20 protein-coding genes are annotated in these 16,510 nt (G+C 38.5%); 16 read left to right on the top strand and 4 right to left on the bottom strand.

The genetic code is table 11. From position 1 onward, the window contains the following. The first annotated feature begins 198 nt into the window (after positions 1–198). A complete protein-coding gene (locus RCG17_RS04665) occupies positions 199–435 on the top strand; it encodes a hypothetical protein (protein WP_308175987.1) in 237 nt (78 codons plus the stop codon). A gap of 260 nt (positions 436–695) precedes the next feature. On the opposite strand, the gene RCG17_RS28245 is transcribed toward RCG17_RS04665, so the two are convergent. Next, positions 696–821 carry a YqzH family protein gene (locus RCG17_RS28245; protein ID WP_374120944.1) on the bottom strand — a complete coding sequence of 42 codons (126 nt, stop codon included), beginning with the start codon at positions 819–821 and terminating at the stop codon, positions 696–698. 233 nt (positions 822–1,054) lie between these two features. On the opposite strand from RCG17_RS28245, the gene RCG17_RS04660 reads away from it, so the two are divergent. The 3 genes from RCG17_RS04660 to RCG17_RS04650 are packed head-to-tail and all read left to right on the top strand — an operon-like array spanning position 1,055 to position 3,086. Continuing rightward, on the top strand, positions 1,055–2,317 hold the full coding sequence (locus RCG17_RS04660; RefSeq protein WP_308174099.1) for a Y-family DNA polymerase: 1,263 nt from the start codon (positions 1,055–1,057) through the stop codon (positions 2,315–2,317). Between the two features lie 43 nt (positions 2,318–2,360). Next, the gene (locus RCG17_RS04655; RefSeq protein WP_308174098.1) at positions 2,361–2,696 is read left to right on the top strand and encodes a YolD-like family protein; all 336 of its coding nucleotides are present in this window, start codon (positions 2,361–2,363) and stop codon (positions 2,694–2,696) included. A gap of 60 nt (positions 2,697–2,756) precedes the next feature. Then, positions 2,757–3,086 carry an iron-sulfur cluster biosynthesis family protein gene (locus RCG17_RS04650; protein ID WP_308174097.1) on the top strand — a complete coding sequence of 110 codons (330 nt, stop codon included), beginning with the start codon at positions 2,757–2,759 and terminating at the stop codon, positions 3,084–3,086. A 24-nt stretch (positions 3,087–3,110) separates the two neighbouring features. Here the strand turns inward: RCG17_RS04650 and RCG17_RS04645 are convergent, their stop codons facing one another. Both RCG17_RS04645 and RCG17_RS04640 read right to left on the bottom strand, forming a co-directional pair. Continuing rightward, a complete protein-coding gene (locus tag RCG17_RS04645; protein ID WP_308174096.1) occupies positions 3,111–4,034 on the bottom strand; it encodes an alpha/beta hydrolase in 924 nt (307 codons plus the stop codon). A 98-nt stretch (positions 4,035–4,132) separates the two neighbouring features. Further along, positions 4,133–4,276, bottom strand: a complete 144-nt coding sequence (locus RCG17_RS04640; protein ID WP_308174095.1) for a hypothetical protein — start codon at positions 4,274–4,276, stop codon at positions 4,133–4,135. Between the two features lie 256 nt (positions 4,277–4,532). Between RCG17_RS04640 and RCG17_RS04635 the strand changes: the two genes are divergently transcribed. Continuing rightward, complete coding sequence (locus RCG17_RS04635; RefSeq protein ID WP_308174094.1) at positions 4,533–5,717, top strand: acetyl-CoA C-acetyltransferase; 1,185 nt, start codon at positions 4,533–4,535, stop codon at positions 5,715–5,717. A 260-nt stretch (positions 5,718–5,977) separates the two neighbouring features. Then, positions 5,978–6,220 (top strand): YqkE family protein, encoded by a 243-nt coding sequence (locus tag RCG17_RS04630; protein ID WP_308174093.1) that lies wholly within the window; start codon positions 5,978–5,980, stop codon positions 6,218–6,220. 40 nt (positions 6,221–6,260) lie between these two features. Here RCG17_RS04630 and RCG17_RS04625 read toward each other — a convergent pair whose 3' ends face one another. Next, the gene (locus tag RCG17_RS04625; RefSeq protein WP_308174092.1) at positions 6,261–7,184 is read right to left on the bottom strand and encodes an aldo/keto reductase; all 924 of its coding nucleotides are present in this window, start codon (positions 7,182–7,184) and stop codon (positions 6,261–6,263) included. A gap of 138 nt (positions 7,185–7,322) precedes the next feature. Between RCG17_RS04625 and RCG17_RS04620 the strand changes: the two genes are divergently transcribed. The 10 genes from RCG17_RS04620 to RCG17_RS04575 all read left to right on the top strand — a co-directional run bounded on the left by RCG17_RS04620 (position 7,323) and on the right by RCG17_RS04575 (position 16,481). Further along, on the top strand, positions 7,323–7,877 hold the full coding sequence (locus RCG17_RS04620; RefSeq protein WP_308174091.1) for an NUDIX hydrolase: 555 nt from the start codon (positions 7,323–7,325) through the stop codon (positions 7,875–7,877). Continuing rightward, the gene (locus RCG17_RS04615; RefSeq protein WP_308174090.1) at positions 7,874–9,037 is read left to right on the top strand and encodes an endonuclease Q family protein; all 1,164 of its coding nucleotides are present in this window, start codon (positions 7,874–7,876) and stop codon (positions 9,035–9,037) included. The genes RCG17_RS04620 and RCG17_RS04615 overlap by 4 nt, the downstream gene beginning before the upstream one ends. Positions 9,038–9,168: 131 nt before the next feature. Beyond that, entirely contained in the window at positions 9,169–9,810 is a 642-nt protein-coding gene (spoIIM, locus tag RCG17_RS04610; RefSeq protein WP_308174089.1) for a stage II sporulation protein M, read from the top strand. A 114-nt stretch (positions 9,811–9,924) separates the two neighbouring features. Continuing rightward, entirely contained in the window at positions 9,925–10,383 is a 459-nt protein-coding gene (locus RCG17_RS04605) for a ferric iron uptake transcriptional regulator (RefSeq protein ID WP_308174088.1), read from the top strand. Positions 10,384–10,506: 123 nt separating this feature from the next. Beyond that, complete coding sequence (locus RCG17_RS04600) at positions 10,507–10,734, top strand: YqzK family protein (RefSeq protein ID WP_308174087.1); 228 nt, start codon at positions 10,507–10,509, stop codon at positions 10,732–10,734. A gap of 7 nt (positions 10,735–10,741) precedes the next feature. Next, positions 10,742–11,635: a site-specific tyrosine recombinase XerD gene (xerD, locus tag RCG17_RS04595; RefSeq protein WP_308174086.1), complete on the top strand. Its 894-nt coding sequence runs from the start codon at positions 10,742–10,744 to the stop codon at positions 11,633–11,635. A 210-nt stretch (positions 11,636–11,845) separates the two neighbouring features. Next, positions 11,846–13,027 (top strand): phosphopentomutase, encoded by a 1,182-nt coding sequence (gene deoB, locus RCG17_RS04590; RefSeq protein ID WP_308174085.1) that lies wholly within the window; start codon positions 11,846–11,848, stop codon positions 13,025–13,027. A gap of 14 nt (positions 13,028–13,041) precedes the next feature. Next, positions 13,042–13,863 (top strand): purine-nucleoside phosphorylase, encoded by an 822-nt coding sequence (locus RCG17_RS04585; protein ID WP_308174084.1) that lies wholly within the window; start codon positions 13,042–13,044, stop codon positions 13,861–13,863. An 18-nt stretch (positions 13,864–13,881) separates the two neighbouring features. Beyond that, on the top strand, positions 13,882–15,186 hold the full coding sequence (locus tag RCG17_RS04580; RefSeq protein WP_308174083.1) for a pyrimidine-nucleoside phosphorylase: 1,305 nt from the start codon (positions 13,882–13,884) through the stop codon (positions 15,184–15,186). 122 nt (positions 15,187–15,308) lie between these two features. Beyond that, positions 15,309–16,481 (top strand): D-alanyl-D-alanine carboxypeptidase family protein, encoded by a 1,173-nt coding sequence (locus RCG17_RS04575; RefSeq protein ID WP_308174082.1) that lies wholly within the window; start codon positions 15,309–15,311, stop codon positions 16,479–16,481. Positions 16,482–16,510 lie beyond the last annotated feature (29 nt).

Raw genomic sequence — 16,510 nt, 5'->3', positions numbered from 1 at the left:
CACTTCGCTTTCCGCAGGCGTGCCGGGGAGCCTCCTCGGCGCTAAAGCGCCTGCGGGGTCTCCCCAGCCCCGTACTCCCGCAGGAGTCTTCGTGCCTTCCGCGCCAATCAACGAGTGTTTTCAATAAAGTTCTTCAGCTCAACTAATAAATCAAAAAAGTGATGAAACCAATGTTTAAGCCAAAAGATTATAGCCAAAATGAATATGAATTTGTATCTATTGATGAATTGGTTTTCGAAGACCAGAACTGCCCGCTACTATCCGAATGTACACGGTAAAAAAAGAGCTGCACGGGCGCTTCGCTACTGTCGGTTACGAGGATCGAAGAATGCAAGTGAACAGGCGCTTCTTACTGCAGCCTGCCAAAACATAAAAAAGATTGCAACACACTTAGCAAATTTAGATCAAAAAGTGTGTTGTAATACAATTGGTTGATCTGCCTCCCTGTTGATTGGAGCGGAGGGCACTCGACTCCTGCGGGATCAAGAGGTCACTGGAGACCCCACAGGCGCCAAAGCGCCGAGGAGGCTCCAGGACCTCCCCGCGGAAAGCGAGTGCCCGGAGAGGAAATCAACAGGCCCATTTGCAGGAACAATCAAAAAAATTTAGTATTTAAACTCTGGTAAAATAAAAAATTGCCAAGAAAATACCCCTTTCTCGACAATCTGAAAGTCTCTGGTTACTCAGAGACTTTTTTAATTTGTCAAAAACTCATAGACCTGATCGTTTACCGCTTCATACAAATCGATACCAGGTTCCTCACTTTTTATTTTTAAAATTCGGCTGCATAGCATATCCATATCCTCGTTGTTTAATGGCAGTGTATCAGCATCTGATAGTATTGTTTAAAGCAATTTTGGATCATCTTCAATATAAGTTTTTTATCCACGGTACCGTCCTCCATCATCATTATACCTTTTTTTAAGTTGATTTCTACATTGGAAAAAACTAACTATTTAAAAACAAAATTTCCATTGAATACGAACGAATATTCCCTTAAAATAAGAATACAATAGAACTAACGTTCGTTTATCATGCATTTGGGGGAATACGGATGGTCGATTACAGCACGCTGCCGCAAAATAAAATTTTATGTGTGGACATGAAAAGCTTTTATGCAAGCTGTTCTGCGGTAATGGAGGGACTTGATCCTCTTAATTGCTATTTAGCTGTAGCGGGAAATTTAAATAGACCGGGAAGTGTTATTCTTGCTGCATCCCCGCGTCTGAAAAAAGAGTTTGGAATCAAAACCGGCTCCCGCTTGTTCGAAATTCCGAATGATCCACGGATTAAGGTTGTCGAACCTAAGATGGCGACATATCTAAGAATTGCAACGGAAATTTCTCGTGTCTTTAATCGTTATGTTCCAAAAGAAGCGATTCACACATACAGCGTTGATGAAAGTTTTATAAAAGTAGATGAGGCTGTTCATCTATGGGGCGATGCTTTTACGATTGCCAAAAAAATAAAGGATGATATTGAGCGGGAATTTCAGCTGCCGAGTGCCGCTGGAATAGGTCCTAACATGTTGATAGCAAAGCTTTGTCTTGATTTGGAAGCGAAGAAAAAGGGGATTGCTGAATGGACCTATGCAGACGTTCAGGCAAAGCTTTGGGAGGTTTCACCACTAAGTGAAATGTGGGGAATTGGCAGACGTGTAGAGAAAACATTAAATGGAATGGGGATTTTTACTGTCGGCCAACTGGCTCGGTTTGATTTAAAAAAGTTAGAAAAGAGATTTGGAATAATGGGGAACCAGCTTTATTACCATGCATGGGGAGTTGATCTTTCCGATTTAGGTGCACCGATTATTGAGGGACAAATCAGCTTTGGAAAAAGTCAAATCCTCTTGCGGGATTACAAGGATAAAGAAGAAATTCAGCAAGTAATATTAGAAATGTGTGAGGAAGTAGCGAGGAGAGCACGGACACGTCGGAAAGCAGGAAGAACAATCAGCCTTGGAATCGGCTATAGCCATGAAGATTTTAGCGGCGGTTTTCATCGCGCAAAAACAATTGAACAGCCTACAAACGTGACAATGGAGCTCTACCGTGTGTGCCTTGACTTATTTCATCAGCATTATAATGGCAAAACAGTTCGTAATATTTCCATCACGCTCGGAAATATTGTGGATGATACAGAGCTACAGCTTAGTCTCTTTGACTTAGGCGCAGAAAAAAAGAGGGAGCTGGGCTATGTGGTTGATCGCATTCGTAACCGTTTTGGCCCAGGAGCCCTGTTACGCGCTGTTTCTTATACGTCTGCAGGAACAGCCAGAGAGCGGGCAAAACTTGTGGGCGGACATAAAGCGAATTAGAAGCAAAAAGCTGATTTAGGATTCGAAGTGTGAGGTGATGATCGTGATTCGCGACCGTGGAAGAATAAAATGGACATCGATGATGCTTCCTGAGCATGTTAAACTGCTCCGTGATTGGGTAAAGGAGGATCGAAATGAGCAGAAAAAAATCATTGATGAACAACAGCTTGAATCAATGAACGAGGTGTTAATGGAGGCAGTCGAATTTGATCAACTTGTGGCCATTACCCATTATCAAAACCATAACTATGAAATTGTAGTTGGAAAGGTTCATCATTGGGATGAACTCACTCAAAAGCTACATGTCGTTGATCGTTTTGAGGAAGTACATCATATTGCAATGGTTGATATCGCCGATGTTCGATTAATGGATATGTAGAAAGCAAAAAATCATAGAATATGGTACACTATCATATGCGAAGGAAGGGAGAGATACAACATGGAAATTATGATCACAGAGCCTGCTGCAGCAAAAATCGAAGAAAAGACAAAAGACAATAAAGGTTTTTTAAAGTTAAAGTATGATACTGAAGGCTGCGGATGTGCAGTAGATGGTGTTGCTGCGTTATGGTTTATACCAGAACTCGAGGGTGACGATATCGCAATTGAAACAAATGCTCAAACAGTATACGTAGAAAAAGCGAAAACGGTTTTCTTTGATGAGAAGATGAAACTTGATTATTCCGAAACCACCAATTGGTTTAAACTATCAAGTGACCAGCAAATTTTAAATGGACAAATGAGTCTTATCACAAAAAAAGCAGACTAATTTGAAAGTCTGCTTTTTTGGGTGTCACTTTTTAGCAATCATTAGTCCGACATGTTTTTCCAAGAATTCATCAATAGCATTTTCATAACCCTCAGGGTTGTCGTTTAATGATTGAGCATGGCGGCCATTTTCGGCAAGAAACAGCATTTTTGGTCCTTGTTTTTGAGCAAACAATTTTTCTGTCATAGAAGGCAGAATAAAATCATCTTTTTTACTGTGAATGAACAAAATAGGATGGTGAATTTGGTCAATTACTGAAATAGGAGAAACATCTGCAATTGAATATTTATCACGCAGACGTAAAAATAAATTTCCGATTGGAAGAACTAGTGCTGGCGGCAGTTTAAGTTCCTTTTTGATCTGATGACGGAGCTGGTCCATCAAATTGGAAAAAGAGCAATCAGCAATATAGAAATCAGCAGCATCCTCTAACATGCCTGCATAGAGAAGCATAGTTGCAGCCCCCATCGATTCCCCATGAATACCAAGCAAGAGATTGGGTCCTTTCTCTTTTTTGAGCCAATCCACAACGGCTTTTAAATCATATTTTTCATAATGACCATAGCTTGTGGTTTTTCCCCCTGATTCACCGTGCCGACGGTGATCGTAAATAATTGCATTAAAACCTCGCTTTAAAAAAAGATTCATATATTTTATTGAATTCACTTTGTTTTCCGTAACACCATGGGCAATGATGATATACCGATTGGATTGATGTGGTTCAATAAGCTGCGCTTTGATCATATATCCAAATGGAGATAAAATCGCTGCATCCTGCTTAGGAAGTGCCTCAAAAGCTTCTGGGTGAAATCTTCCCGCATTTATTTCTCGATCGAAAATCAGCTTGTGGTCCTTCTTTTTTATATACATAAGTCGATTGGTAAAGTAAAAACCAATAAAGAAAATGAAAAAGAAAGAAATAAAAACAAGCTTTAATGTTTTTTTCAAGAAATCACCTCACAAATATCCAAAAATGGAAACTATATCTATTTTAACATAAAAAAAGCCGCTGTTTCACGCAGCAGCTTTTTTCATTTAAAGAAAGCTTATGGTTGTTCAGTGTTTTGTCGAAGCCTAGGTTGGATGGCTTTTTCAAGTTCCTCAGCAGCGATCATCCGTTTTCCGCCACCAGCGGAATCAGCATAATCTTTGCCTTTTTGACTATAACCTTTATCTCGTTTTTGGCTCATGGGTAATTTCTCCCTTCAATCAAGTTTCATTTCTTAAGATGGATGAAAATGAGACCGCTTATACACTGCCAGAAAAACCTTAAAATAGTTTGATTGTTCCTATTTTTACCTTCGCAATAAACGACAATATTCATCGAAAAACGACAAATTATTTCAAAACTAAAAATATTGAAAATTTTTTAAAAAAAATAAAGGATTTTAGAATTTTAGGGAGAATTATGTATAATGACAAAAGCAGAAAAAAGGAGTTAATAAAATGAGCCAAGAAATCGTTATTGTAAGTGCTGTACGTACAGCGATCGGAAATTTCAATGGAAGTTTAAAAAGTGTAGCCGCAGCTGAACTGGGAGCAACTGTTATCAAAGGTGCACTTGAACAAGCAGGAGTAAAAGCAGAACAAGTTGATGAAGTAATCATGGGGAACGTTTTACAAGCAGGCCTTGGACAAAACCCAGCACGTCAAGCTCAATTAAAAGCTGGTATTCCTGTAACTTCTTCAGCATTAACCATTAACAAGGTTTGTGGATCAGGTATGAAGGCTGTTCATCTTGCTATGCAAGCTATTCTTGCAGGAGATGCTGAAATAATTGTAGCTGGTGGAATGGAAAGTATGAGCCAGGCACCATACGTATTGAGAAATGCCCGTGAAGGTTTCAAAATGGGAGACCAAAAATTAATTGATAGCATGATCAATGATGGTCTATGGTGTGCATTTAATGATTACCATATGGGTATTACTGCTGAAAACGTTGCCGAAAAATATGAAATAACTAGAGAGCAGCAAGATGAGTTCTCAGCATGGAGCCAGCAGAAAGCTGTCCAAGCAATTCAAGATGGTAAATTTAAGGACGAGATTATTCCAGTTGTCATTCCTCAAAGAAAAGGAGACCCAGTTGTATTTGATACTGATGAGTTCCCTAAACAAGGAACAACAGCTGAAAAATTAGGAAAGCTTCGCCCTGCATTCAAAAAGGACGGAACTGTAACAGCTGGTAGCGCTTCTGGAATTAATGATGGAGCAGCAGCATTAGTCATTATGAGTAAGCAAAAAGCTGAAGAATTAGGTCTAAAACCTTTAGTTACCATTAAAGCAACTGGTAATGCAGGCGTAGATCCAAGCATTATGGGAGTTGGCCCAGTACCAGCTGTCAAAAAAGCATTGGAAAAAGCAGCACTTTCCGTTGAAGATATTGACTTAATTGAAGCTAACGAAGCATTTGCATCACAAGCACTTGCTGTTGGAAAAGAATTAGGATTTAAAAATGAAATCTTAAACGTAAATGGCGGAGCAATCGCACTTGGTCACCCAATTGGAGCAAGTGGAGCACGTATCCTTGTTTCTTTAATCCATGAAATGAAACGCAGAGATGCAAAAACAGGCTTAGCTACACTTTGCATCGGCGGCGGCCAAGGTGTTGCAACGATTGTTGAATTAGCATAGTAACAAAATATAAATTCAAAAGCAGGCTGGGTCTCCAGTCTGCTTTTTTCTATTAGGCTCTGTTAAAGGATATTGATGATTTTTTTACGTGTTGATTGGAGTGGAAGGCACTTGACTCCTGCGGGAGTACGGGGCCGAGGAGGCTCCCCGGCACGCCCGCGGAAAGCAAGTGCCTGGAACGGAAATCAACACCCAAATTTAACAGAGCCTTCTATTAAAATGTTATAATATCAATAAGTTCTTTAGAGGAGTGTGCAATAATGAAAAAACAACCAAAGCAAAAACCAAAAAAAGACGATGCAGCGGTAACGCTTGGCGATATGATTAGCAAAGACCTATTGAATCAATTAAAAGATCAGCAACAAGAACTAAAGGCTGAAGAAGCAAAAAGAAAAGAAGCAGAGGAACAAAAAAAGCGTGAAGAGAGAAGATTAAAAGAGAAAAATAAAACATTCGAACAGCTATTAGCCGAGAGTAGTATGAATTGGAAGGAATTTAAATAAAAAAACGGAAGGGGGGAGCAAAGATGCCCCTCCCTTGTCATTAACGATGCTGTTGAAATTTTGTAAGTTTAGAAATTTCTTTAATCAATGAAACTTCTTCCTTTGACAGCGGATCCCCATTAACGGCACGGGCATTTTCTCTAAGTTGTTTCGTGCTGCTGGCTCCCGCAACAACTGCAGTTACGGCAGGATTCGCTAAATTAAATTGAAGTGATACCTCTGTCATCGAACGGGAAGATTCAAATTTCTTCTTAAGCATGATGAGAAGTTCGTTTAACTCCGCCCAGCTGTAATCTAAATAACCATTTTCTTTCATGGATAAACTAACTTTGTCCAGTGATCTATTACTTAAAAGACCTTTTGCCAACGGACCTCGTGTTACCACGCTGATTCCATGCTGATATAAGAGGGGTACTGACTCTTCTTCCGGTCTGCGATCCAGAATACTGTATTGCATCATCACAGAATCAATGGAAGATTTCTGGATGTATTCTCGAATAACATTGGGACGAATCGAAGAAATTCCATATGACCGAATAAACCCTTCTGCTTTCAACTCTTCAAATGCTTCAATTGTTTCAGATATAGGGTCTTCTAGCGTTCCGCCATGAAGCTGACACAAATCAATGTAATCAGTGCCCAGTCTTTGAAGGCTGCTTTTCACGGCTTCTTTTATGTAAGTTTTAGACGGGTCCCAAAACCATCCACCTCCCTCTTGATTCCAGCGGTTTCCTGCCTTTGTGGCAATAACAACATTTTCACGTACATGTTTGAGTGCTTGTCCAATGATCTTTTCATTTAATCCGTGATCGTAAAGATCGGCTGTGTCAAAATAGTTAATTCCTTCCTCGAGCGCAGCATGAATGATCTCAAGGGCTTTTTTTTCATCTGTTCCTATTGACATGCAGCCGAGTCCTAATTCACTTACTAAAACATTAGATTTTCCCAGCTTTCTTTTTTTCATTTTTCCACCCCTTTTTTTTCCATTTTAATGTGAACTGGGGTAAACTACAAATGAAATGACAGAAGTTAAGAGTCAACCTTTATTAGTATGGTAAAATGAAAAAGCATAAAATATCGGAGTAGAACAGGAGTGAGCATATTGGGCCGCCTTGAAGAAAAAACAATAAGCGCAAAAAGAATATTTTCTGGAAAAGTAGTTAGCTTGGAGTTACAAGAAGTGGAACTGCCTAATGGGAAGAATGCTAATCGGGAAATTATTAAGCATCCTGGTGCAGTTGCCATTATTGCCATCACAGATGAAAATAAGATTGTCATGGTAGAACAATTTCGCAAGGCACTAGATAAAATCATCGTTGAAATTCCGGCAGGAAAACTTGAAAAAGGAGAAGAACCTGCTGTTTGCGCACGAAGAGAACTTGAAGAAGAGACAGGCTATGAATGCAGTCAGCTTGAATTATTGGTCTCATTTTATACATCACCAGGATTTGCGGATGAAATTGTGCATGTATACATAGCAAAAGGATTGGTTAAAAAGGAAAACGCCGCAGCGCTCGATGAAGATGAGTTTGTAAACCTTGAAGAATTAACGCTTGAAGAAGCGCTTCAATATGTGAAAAGCCAAAAAATTTATGATGCCAAAACAATGTTTGCTGTCCAATACTTACAATTGCAGGAAGCACTAGCTGGAAAATGAAATCCTTTTATGTAGATTTACATATTCATATTGGGAGAACCTGGACAGGTAAACCAGTGAAAATCACTGGGGCTAAAACATTAACGTTTACAAACATCATCGAGCATGCCCGTCATAAAAAAGGGCTGAATGTGATCGGTATTATCGATTGTCATTCACCAGAGGTAATATTGGAAATGGAGAGCCTTGTAGCGAGCGGGGAAGTTTATGAGCACCCTGATGGCGGATTAGTATTTGGAGGGTTAACGGTTATTCCCGGATCGGAATTGGAAGTTTATGATGAACAATGTAACGGTCCTATCCATTTGCTAAGTTATTTTCCATCAATCAAAATCATGAGGGAATTCTCCTCGTGGCTTTCCAACCATTTGAAAAATATTCAACTTAGCTCGCAGCGAATTTATGTGAGCGGTATAGAATTACAGAAAAAGGTAAAGGAATTAGGCGGAATTTTTATTCCCGCACATGTGTTTACACCCTTTAAAAGCCTTTATGGAAAAGGTGTTAAGAAATCATTAGCAGAAGTTCTGGACCCGGATTTAATTGATGGAATAGAACTTGGTTTAAGCTCTGATACAAGAATGGCCGATCAATTAGAAGAATTGCATAAATATCCGTTTGTAACGAATTCAGATGCTCATTCTTTAGCAAAAATTGCTCGTGAATACCAAGTTATGCAAATGGAAGAGCCGACATTTCGAGAATTGAAGTTTGCCCTCGCTTCCGATGAGGGTAGAAAAATTATCGCAAATTATGGACTTGATCCATTGTTGGGCAAGTATCATAAAACCGTGTGTGCACATTGTTTGCATCCTATTAATGATAATGCTGAAGTTTGTCCTAATTGCGGTGACAAAAAAATAACAAAAGGGGTAGCAGATCGGATCTTAGAGTTAAAAACGGCTGAATTTGGTCCGAAAAATAGACCTCCATATGTCCATCAGGTCCCGCTTGAATTTATTCCTGGATTGGGACCTAAATTACTGGATAAACTGCTGCAGCATTTTGGAACGGAAATGGCAATTTTGCATGAAGTTCCATATGAAGCCCTTAAGGATGTAGTACCGATAAAGGTTGCGGACCTGATTATGAAAGCAAGAGAAGGCACAATCAGCTTGTCAGCAGGCGGCGGGGGACGGTACGGAAAGATTGCTGACTAAGAAAAGTAAAATAAATTAATAAAAGAACAAAACCGACGGCCACTAATTGGGCCGCCGGTTTTTCAATTATAAATCATAGTTTGCTAGGACAGGCATACAATTTATTAACCCGTGTCTTAGGAGGAAAAGCAATGAAAAAACGAATGTACCAGAACATCGCCGCAAGTTATTTCCGTGAGCATTCCTCAATTTTCATCTTTGTCGTCATCTTATTTTTGATGGGAGTAATTTTTGGTGCGATTGTTGTTAATAGTATGAGTTTTTCACAAAAACAAGATTTATTTTATTATTTATCACAATTTTTTGGCGAAGTATCGAATGGGAAGATGGCGGAATCCAATGATTTATTTTTACAGAGTTTTTTTCATAATAGTAAATTTATTGGGTTAATGTGGCTCTTGGGAATTTCTATTATTGGGTTGCCGATCATTCTCATTCTTCTATTTATAAAAGGAATGGTTGTGGGGTTTACAGTCGGATTTCTTGTCAACCAAATGAGCTGGAAAGGTTTTATGCTGGCTTTTGTATCAATTTTGCCGCAAAACCTAATTATCATTCCTGTTTTCATTATTACAGGAGTCATGTCCATGTCATTTTCATTACTAATGGTCAAGAAGCAGTTTATGAAAAAATATGGTCAGGCAATAATGCCAGTTTTTAAACGCTATATATTATCCTTTATTATTGCTGTTCTTTGTATTTCTATTGCTTCAGGTTTTGAGGCTTTTCTCTCTCCTGGATTGATGAAAACGATAGTCTCAGCGTTCAAATAATAATTAATATAATATAATAATACTTTCTGTCACTTATTTATAATAGTTTTATTTTGAATCTCCTTTTTCATCTGCTATAATGAGAATGGATTATGGCGAGGGAGGGACTACGGTTTGGAGACCAGACTTGAGAGAGTAAAGAAGCAGCTTCATTCATCGAGCTATAAGCTGACACCCCAGCGGGAAGCTACAGTTCGTGTATTACTGGAAAATGAAGAGGATCATCTAAGCGCCGAAGATGTGTACCTCCTGGTGAAAGAAAAATCGCCTGAAATTGGATTAGCAACCGTTTATCGAACTTTAGAATTATTAACCGAATTAAAAATTGTCGATAAAATTAATTTTGGAGATGGCGTTTCTCGATATGATCTTAGACGTGAAGGTGCAGAACACTTTCACCATCATCTTGTTTGTATAGAATGCGGGTCAGTAAATGAAATACAAGAAGATCTTTTAGAAGATGTTGAAGCAACCGTTGAAGCGAAATGGAAGTTTTTAATAAAGGATCATCGATTGACTTTCCATGGAATATGTCAAAGTTGTCAAGAAAAAAAACGAAGCAGCCAAAACTAAAAACGATGAAAGAGGCCTTTTTGTAATGAAAAAGGCTTTTTTTTATGCTCATTTTTCAAACCATGGTATAAATCTTGTCCAATTTGGCATACCTTTTACTAAAACTGTTTGGGGGAAGTGAAAATGTTCTCTTTTTTTAAGATCATTATGCATACTCTAAAGGTATTCCTGCTATTTACTGGATGCACGATTCTTTTTTATTATGGTATGATGTTTGTAAATGAAGAATATCAAAACTATCATCGCTATGACGAGCCAAAAGGATCTGCTTTAAAGGTTTCAAGTTCATCTCAAGATGAGGGTACAAACCTTTTTGACCGGCTCGTATTGTTTTATTTAAACGGGGAGTAATGTAACCATGGGAGATCAACTTAAAGATTTTATCCATTTTTTAATTGTTGAAAAGGGTCTAGCAAAAAATACAATTGTATCCTATGAACGTGATTTGAAAAGCTATATTCATTATTTGAATAGTGTTGAAAATATTCAACACTTAAATGATGTGCAGCGTATTCATATTGTTCACTTTTTAGGGCTGTTAAAGGAGCAAGGAAAATCCTCAAAAACTTTAGCGAGACATATTGCCTCACTTAGGGCCTTTCACCAGTTTTTATTAAGAGATAAAGTGACAGACCATGATCCATCTGTCCATATTGAAACACCAAAGATGGAGAGATCACTTCCTAAAGTATTAAATATACAGGAGGTAGAGACTCTTCTAGATTCTCCCAAACAAAACGATCACTTTGGTATTAGGGACAAGGCCATGCTTGAAATTCTTTATGCTACCGGTATTCGTGTTAGTGAGCTTATTGGTTTGGACCTGGGTGATGTTCATTTAACAATGGGATTTGTCCGTTGTATAGGTAAAGGGAATAAAGAAAGGATTATCCCAATCGGAAAGACTGCAGCGAATGCATTAAAGCATTACCTAGAGCAAGGCAGACCTTTTTTTGTCAATAAAAAGCAACGAGAAGAAGCCTTATTTCTCAATCATCATGGGATGCGCTTAACGCGGCAGGGTTTTTGGAAAATATTAAAAAGATTGGCTGCTGAAGCAGGAATCCAAAAGGAATTGACTCCTCATACACTTCGTCACTCTTTTGCTACACATTTGCTGGAAAATGGCGCAGATCTGCGCGCTGTACAAGAAATGCTCGGGCATGCTGATATCTCGACAACCCAAATATATACTCATGTAACTAAGACAAGATTAAAGGATGTTTATACCAAATTCCATCCAAGAGCTTAATAGAATTTTAGAATCATCATATTCAAGATGCTGCCACATTTAATTGGTAGCTTTTTCTTTGTCCATTACTGTAAAATGAAGATGTCAGACTTCTGACGAATAAAATGTGATTCCATGATTATTCAAGTTTATTCAGGGAAACTTAATGATAATCAGATTCTAAATGATAAGAAATAATTCAAAGTTTTTCCGAATAGGAGGAAAAGAAATATGACATCGACCGCTTTTAAACGTATTTTTTTAATTGTGATGGATTCTGTAGGAATAGGTGAAGCACCTGATGCCGAAAAATTTGGTGATCAAGGTGCAGATACTTTTGGACATATTGCGGAAAAAAGGGATGGACTTAACATGCCTAATATGGCCAAATTGGGTTTGAGCAATATTCGTGAGCTAAAAGGAATTCAAAAAGCTGATCAGCCTTTAGCGGTTTTTACAAAAATGCAGGAAGCTTCAAACGGGAAAGATACCATGACAGGTCATTGGGAAATGATGGGATTGAATATTGAAACACCATTTCGGGTTTTTCCCGATGGTTTTCCCAAGGAACTAATAACTGAGCTTGAAAACCGTTCAGGTAGAAAAATCATTGGCAACAAGCCTGCCAGTGGAACTGCCATTCTTGATGAACTTGGAGAAGAACATATGAAATCAGGTGCATTAATTGTGTATACATCCGCTGATTCCGTTCTTCAAATTGCTGCACATGAAGAGGTTGTACCACTAGATGAATTATATAGAATTTGTAAAATAGCCCGTGAGATAACACTTGATGAAAAATATATGGTAGGCAGAGTCATTGCTCGGCCTTTTATTGGTCAGCAAGAAAACTTTAAACGAACTGCCAATCGTCATGATTATGCATTAAAGCCATTTGGCCGTACGGTTATGAACGAGTTAAAAGATTCTGGGTATGATGTGATTGCAATTGGAAAAATATCTGATATCTATGATGGAGAAGGTGTAACAAAGTCACTGCGAACCGTTTCAAACATGGATGGAATGGATAAATTACTCGAGACCTTCGATATGGAATTTACAGGACTCAGTTTTGTGAATTTAGTTGATTTTGATGCGTTATTTGGGCATCGTCGTGATCCTATTGGCTATGGAAAGGCGTTAGAAGAATTTGATGAGCGCCTACCTGAAGTATTCGCCAAAATGAAGGAGGATGATCTTTTAATGATTACGGCGGACCATGGAAATGATCCAGTTCATGCAGGTACAGATCATACACGTGAATATGTACCATTATTGGTGTATTCAAAACAAATATCTGAAGGCAAGGAGCTTCCAGTAAGAACCACGTTTGCTGATCTGGGTGCAACAGTTGCTGAAATCTTTAAGGTGAAAATGCCTTCATATGGAACTAGCTTTTTAAAAGAATTATAAAAAGAGGGATGAGAATGGATTTTGAAAAAATCACAAACGCTGTAACATTTTTAAAAACAAAATATAAACAAAAACCAAAGGTAGGGCTTATTCTTGGTTCAGGCCTTGGAGTGTTAGCAGATGAGATTAAAAACCCAGTGAAAATCCCCTATAGGGAGATCCCAGATTTCCCTATTTCAACAGTTGCAGGTCATGCAGGTCAACTTGTGTTTGGTCTTTTAGAAGAGGTTGAAGTGGTGGCCATGCAAGGGAGATTTCATTATTATGAAGGCTACAGCTTTGACAAGGTAACATTCCCTGTCCGAGTTATGAAGGAATTAGGTGTGGAAACATTATTCGTGACAAATGCAGCCGGGGGAATTAATGAAAACTTTACACCTGGTGATTTAATGTTAATTTCTGATCATATCAATAATATGGGGTCAAATCCATTAATTGGTCCAAATGATGATCGACTTGGTGTCCGATTTCCAGATATGTCTGAAGCCTATTCAAAAGAGCTAAGAGATTTAGCAAAAGAAAAAGCCACTCAGTTGAACCTAAATATTAAAGAAGGAGTATATGTAGCTTTTACAGGTCCAACCTATGAAACACCCGCAGAAATAAGGGCGTTCCGCATTTTGGGCGCAGACGCAGTCGGGATGTCAACAGTACCAGAGGTCATTGTTGCGCACCATAGTGGATTAAAGGTACTTGGAATCTCCTGTATTACAAATATGGCTGCTGGGATTCTTGATCAGCCATTATCTCACGAAGAAGTAATCGATACAACTGAGCGAGTGAAAGCAAACTTCCTAATGTATGTAAAAGAATTGGTTAAATCAATTGTAGAATAAAGAAACGGTGATGATCTCATGAGAATGGTAGATTTAATCGAAAAAAAACGAGACGGCAATGAATTTACTACAGATGAAATCAATTTTATCATCCAGGGTTATACCAATGGATCAATCCCTGATTATCAAATGAGTGCTTTGACGATGGCAATCTTTTTTAAAGGAATGACCGATCGAGAAAGAGCCGATTTAACCATGGCAATGGTTAGATCGGGTGATCAGATTGATTTATCAGCTATTGAAGGAATTAAAGTTGATAAACATTCAACGGGCGGTGTTGGTGATACAACTACACTTGTACTTGGTCCGCTTGTTGCTGCGGTTGGTGTTCCGGTTGCGAAAATGTCTGGAAGAGGATTAGGACATACCGGGGGGACAATCGATAAATTAGAATCTGTATCGGGATTCCATGTTGAAATTGAAAATGAAAAATTTATTGAACTTGTAAATCAAAATAAAATTGCCGTCATAGGTCAAAGTGGAAATTTAACGCCAGCCGATAAAAAGCTGTACGCCCTTCGGGATGTAACAGCAACTGTGGACAGTATTCCGTTAATAGCCAGTTCCATCATGAGTAAAAAAATTGCTGCTGGAGCAGATGCGATCGTTCTTGATGTTAAAACAGGTGCGGGAGCATTTATGAAAACACTGGACGACTCTAGAGATTTGGCGAATGCAATGGTTCGTATCGGAAATCATGTTGGCAGAAGAACAATGGCGGTCATTTCAGACATGAGCCAGCCATTAGGGTATGCAATTGGGAATGCACTTGAAGTAAAAGAAGCAATCGATACGCTAATTGGAAAGGGACCAGATGATTTAACTGAACTTTGTTTAACACTGGGAAGTCACATGGTCTATCTTGCGAAAAAGGCATCATCGCTTAGTGAGGCTAGAGAATTATTGGAAAAGGCTATGCAAGATGGCTCTGCTTTGGAAAAATTTAAAGTTTTTCTCGAATCACAAGGAGGAGATGCCTCCATTGTGGATGACCCGTCAAAATTACCGCAAGCAAAATACATAGTCGAGTTAAAAGCCACAGAGGCAGGCTTTGTTTCCGAAATAGTAGCAGATCAAATTGGTACAGCAGCCATGCTTTTGGGTGCCGGAAGAGCAACAAAGGAATCGACCATTGATTTAGCAGTTGGGCTTGTTTTAAGAAAAAAAGTAGGAGATCAAGTCCAAGCGGGTGAATCATTAGTATTGATTTACAGTAATTTTGAAAATGTAACTGAGGTTAAAGAGAAGCTGCTTGAAAGTATTAAAATTTCTCCTGAAAAAGTAAAACCACCCACACTGATCTACGAAGAAATTACAATTTAAATTACAGTCAAAAGTTCGAGATGAATAATCTCGAACTTTTTTATTTGATTATCAGGAAATAATTGTATAAAAGTGTTTCTTTTGGAAAAAATGGAGGTGATAAAGAATGGAGGGTTATGTGAATGAAACGACTGGCATCAATTGTAATAGTAATACCGATATTAATATTTTCATCGCTAAGTACTTCGGTCTTTGCAGCGGAAAAAAAGAGCACTGACCTTGTGACCGATGTAAAATCAGCCATTTTAATGGAACGTGATACAGGTAAAGTCTTGTATGAAAAAAATGCCAATGAGGAACTTCCACCAGCAAGTATGACAAAGATTATGACCATGCTGTTAATAATGGAAGCCATTGATCAAGGAAAACTCTCATGGAATGAGAAAATCCGAACGAGTGAATATGCTGCCTCAATGGGAGGTTCACAAATTTTCTTAGAGCCAGGAGAAGAAATGACAACAAAGGAAATGCTCCGAGGAATTGCAATTGGTTCAGGCAATGATGCTGCAGTTGCAATGGCTGAAAGGATTGCTGGATCTGAACAGGCTTTTGTTGAAAAAATGAATGAAAAAGCAAAGGAATTGGGTTTAAAGCATACCCACTTTGAAAATACAACGGGTCTGCCGGTAAAAGGTCATTACAGTACAGCCTACGATATGGCCATTATGGCAAAGGAACTGTTGAAGTATGAGGATATTACAAAGTTTACCGGCATGTATGAATCATATTTAAGAGAAAACACAGACAAAAAGTTTTGGTTGGTCAATACCAATAAACTTGTTCGTTTTTATCCTGGTGTAGACGGTTTGAAAACTGGTTTTACTTCAGAAGCGAAATATTGTTTAACAGCAACAGCGCAAAAAGATGGAATGCGTGTAATAGCAGTTGTTTTTGGGGCTCCTACTTCCAAGGACAGGAATGCTCAAGTAACAAAGATGCTTGACTATGCTTATAGCCAATATGAAACGCATCCTATTTTTAAGCGTAACCAAGCTGTTGGAAAAGCAAAAGTAAGTAAAGGAAAGAACAAGACCGTTGAAGCCTTAACCAGTGAACATCTTTCCTTGCTAACAAAAAAAGGCGAAAAGACTACTGAGGTACAACAAAAAGTAATTATGCAGAAGGATTTAAATGCTCCAATTCATAAAGGGGATAAAGTAGGAACCCTTAAACTTATTCAAAACAATAAGGTAGTCCTCGAAAGTCCTTTGGTTGCTAGTAAAAATGTTAAAGAAGCTGGCTGGTGGACCCTTTATAAACGTGCCTTTGGCATGTTTACTAAAGCCGGGGAATAAAAAAAGACTGACTAAATGTCGAAAGCTAA

Origin of the sequence: Neobacillus sp. PS3-12 (assembly GCF_030915385.1) — a bacterium.
GTDB lineage: Bacteria > Bacillota > Bacilli > Bacillales > Cytobacillaceae > JAEVLT01.
Note: the sequence above shows the minus strand (reverse complement) of the source record. Positions and strands in the feature narration are given on the sequence as shown.

Bases quoted from the DNA above. Each gene is read 5' to 3' on its own strand.
- RCG17_RS04600 (WP_308174087.1), top strand. From the start codon at position 10,507: ATGTTCTCTTTTTTTAAGATCATTATGCATACTCTAAAGGTATTCCTG.
- deoB (WP_308174085.1), top strand. From the start codon at position 11,846: ATGACATCGACCGCTTTTAAACGTATTTTTTTAATTGTGATGGATTCT.
- RCG17_RS04630 (WP_308174093.1), top strand. From the start codon at position 5,978: ATGAAAAAACAACCAAAGCAAAAACCAAAAAAAGACGATGCAGCGGTA.
- RCG17_RS04640 (WP_308174095.1), bottom strand. From the start codon at position 4,276: ATGAGCCAAAAACGAGATAAAGGTTATAGTCAAAAAGGCAAAGATTAT.
- RCG17_RS04660 (WP_308174099.1), top strand. From the start codon at position 1,055: ATGGTCGATTACAGCACGCTGCCGCAAAATAAAATTTTATGTGTGGAC.
- RCG17_RS04635 (WP_308174094.1), top strand. From the start codon at position 4,533: ATGAGCCAAGAAATCGTTATTGTAAGTGCTGTACGTACAGCGATCGGA.
- spoIIM (WP_308174089.1), top strand. From the start codon at position 9,169: ATGAAAAAACGAATGTACCAGAACATCGCCGCAAGTTATTTCCGTGAG.
- RCG17_RS04625 (WP_308174092.1), bottom strand. From the start codon at position 7,184: ATGAAAAAAAGAAAGCTGGGAAAATCTAATGTTTTAGTAAGTGAATTA.
- xerD (WP_308174086.1), top strand. From the start codon at position 10,742: ATGGGAGATCAACTTAAAGATTTTATCCATTTTTTAATTGTTGAAAAG.
- RCG17_RS04580 (WP_308174083.1), top strand. From the start codon at position 13,882: ATGAGAATGGTAGATTTAATCGAAAAAAAACGAGACGGCAATGAATTT.
- RCG17_RS04585 (WP_308174084.1), top strand. From the start codon at position 13,042: ATGGATTTTGAAAAAATCACAAACGCTGTAACATTTTTAAAAACAAAA.
- RCG17_RS04665 (WP_308175987.1), top strand. From the start codon at position 199: ATGAATATGAATTTGTATCTATTGATGAATTGGTTTTCGAAGACCAGA.
- RCG17_RS04650 (WP_308174097.1), top strand. From the start codon at position 2,757: ATGGAAATTATGATCACAGAGCCTGCTGCAGCAAAAATCGAAGAAAAG.
- RCG17_RS04575 (WP_308174082.1), top strand. From the start codon at position 15,309: ATGAAACGACTGGCATCAATTGTAATAGTAATACCGATATTAATATTT.
- RCG17_RS04615 (WP_308174090.1), top strand. From the start codon at position 7,874: ATGAAATCCTTTTATGTAGATTTACATATTCATATTGGGAGAACCTGG.